The following is a 2,365-nucleotide window of genomic DNA, read 5'->3' as shown; positions in this document are numbered from 1 at the left end:
GTGTTGGGTGGAGCTCATCCGTTCATCTTTCTGTCTTAGGCAAGCATGAGGCGGGGCCAAAGCCCCGCCTCATGCTTGTACAGCTGCATTGAGACTACGCGTTCATGCTGACGGATTCCTGCTGCTTCAGCGCGTTCTCCGCCTTCTTCTGCCTGACGACCTTGTTGCGCTGCGAACGCAGCTTCAGGAAGGCCTTGGCCTCCTGGTACAGACGAGGAACATCGCGGTTGACGATCGCCTTCCAGATCACGCGGAAGGCCGCCTTCGGACGGAAGTAGTACTCGTCGTAGAAGCGATGAACCATCTCGAGAACATACTCGGTCGGCAGACCGSGGTACTCGATGTGCGCCATCTGGTGGCCGCTATCGTCTGACATGACCTCGTTGGTGATGAAGCCGTTCTTCTTGGCGTAGTCGTAGAACTCTGTGCCAGGGTAGGCGTGAGCGATGGAGACCTGGATGGTCTCGCAGTCCAGCGTTTTGGCGAAGTTGATCGTGTTGCGGATCGACTCCCTGGTCTCGCCCGGAAGGCCGAGAATGAAGTCAGCGTGGATGACCAGGCCGAGATCGTGGCAGTCCTTCACGAAGTCGCGAGCACGCTCAACGGTGGCGCCCTTCTTGATGTTCTTCAGGATCTGCGGGTCGCCGGACTCGAAGCCCACGATCAGCAGGCGGCAGCCGGCTTCCTTCATGGCCTTCAGGGTGTCGCGATCGGTGGTCACGCGCGAGGTGCAGGACCATGTGATACCCAGCGGCTTCAGCTTGCCGCACAACTCGATGGTGCGCGCCTTCTGAATGTTGAAGGTATCGTCGTCGAAGAAGAACTCCTTAACCTCGGGGAAGTTCTCCTTGGCCCACTTCATCTCGGCAGCGACGTCGTCAGACGAGCGCTTACGCCATGCGTGGCCGGAGAGAGTCTGTGGCCACAGGCAGTAGGTGCACTGTGCCGGGCAGCCGCGAGTGGAGTAGAGCGCGATGTAGGGGTGCAGCAGGAATGGGACGTTGTACTTTGTCACGTCCATATCGCGCTTATAGATCTGGGTCGCCCAGGGCATCTGGTCGAGGTTCTCGACCTGCGGACGGTCAGGATTGTGCTGAATGGTGCCGTCGGTATTGCGATAGCTGATACCGAGAATCTCGTTCAGCGGCTTGCCCTGCGCAAATTCGACGACGGAGAAGTCGAACTCGCGGCGGCAGACGAAGTCGATCACCGAGCACTCGTTCAGAGCGCGATCTGGGTCAGTGGTGACCGGCGGTCCGACGAAGGCGATCTTGATGCCGGGGTTGGCGTTCTTGATGGCCTGCGCCAGTGCATGGTCGCCGGCCCAGCCTACAGTCGAGGTGAACAGCACCAGGAACTCGTAACCCTTGGCGATCTCGATCGTCTCGTCTGCGGAGATATGGTGCGGAGGAGCGTCGAGCAGGCGTGAACCCTCGAGCATTCCAGCCGGATACGCAAGCCACACGGGATACCAGTACGACTCGATTTCGCGGGTAGCGGGCCAGCGGGAACTGGCTCCGCCGTCAAAATTCTCAAACGAGGGCGGGTTAAGTAACAGCGTTTTCAGCGGCATGGTAATACCCCTGATTTTACCATTCGGGGCTATGGAAACCGCCCCGAGTGCCAGTCAGGATGCCTGAGAAGCCTCGAATGGAACCTACGCAGGTACGCGCAGGACGCGCTATCTCATTTTCTGTCTAAGGGAGGTTTTGCCGGGAGGTGGCGGTGGTTAGACCTTTAGCGTCCACAAATACGAGCCAGAACTTCGGATGCAGGGCATAGAAAAAGGAGCGATAGACCAGGACGTGGTCGCAATCTCCAAGGGTGACGGTCGTTCCGTAGGCGGAACAGGGGCTGCTGATACTGCTAGGAGCTCCCATGGCTACTTTGACGACGGATTCCGGTTCCTGCGGAAAGACCTGGTTCAGACGAGCATCCAGCCGGCGGTCGTGATACACCCCGTAGATCACCCCTCCCACCAGTAGAAGGATGACGACCAGAAAAACCTTGCGCATTTCTGGTAAGAATGCGAATCAGGGCCTAGAGGTTGCCGCTGACGGAGCTTGTGGCAGCGTATTGTCGAGCCGGACAGAGCTCTTCAACCACTGTTCCAATTGACCGGTAACGCGCAGGGCGCTGATTTGGGTCTGACGAAGCGCGAGGTCCGCATCCAGCATGTCCAGAAACTTCTGTCGCTCCTGAATGCGTGCGTTCTGCTCATCCTTCGGGGTTGGCTGGGGAGCGTTCGGATTACCCGAACCCTGATTGAGTTGAATCTGCACCGCTTCCAGTTGCTGTTGCGCCAGGTCCCGATCCAGGGTGGCGATCTCGGTGCGTACGGCGAGTTCCGGCAGAGCGTTCACGG

Annotated in this window: 3 protein-coding genes; all 3 read right to left on the bottom strand. The window is 58.8% G+C overall.

Annotated elements, in window-relative coordinates:
• Positions 1-94: 94 nt before the first annotated feature.
• Positions 95-1,573 carry a hopanoid biosynthesis associated radical SAM protein HpnJ gene (hpnJ, locus tag AB4043_RS22705; protein ID WP_442308177.1) on the bottom strand — a complete coding sequence of 493 codons (1,479 nt, stop codon included), beginning with the start codon at positions 1,571-1,573 and terminating at the stop codon, positions 95-97.
• Positions 1,574-1,697: 124 nt separating this feature from the next.
• Complete coding sequence (locus tag AB4043_RS22700; protein WP_442299419.1) at positions 1,698-2,015, bottom strand: hypothetical protein; 318 nt, start codon at positions 2,013-2,015, stop codon at positions 1,698-1,700.
• A gap of 18 nt (positions 2,016-2,033) precedes the next feature.
• Positions 2,034-2,365 (bottom strand): hypothetical protein (locus AB4043_RS22695; RefSeq protein ID WP_442308176.1); only part of this gene is annotated, 332 nt, incomplete at its 5' end.

Origin of the sequence: Terriglobus sp. YAF25, from assembly GCF_052113305.1 — a bacterium.
Classification (GTDB): Bacteria; Acidobacteriota; Terriglobia; order Terriglobales; family Acidobacteriaceae; genus Terriglobus.
Note: the sequence above shows the minus strand (reverse complement) of the source record. Positions and strands in the feature narration are given on the sequence as shown.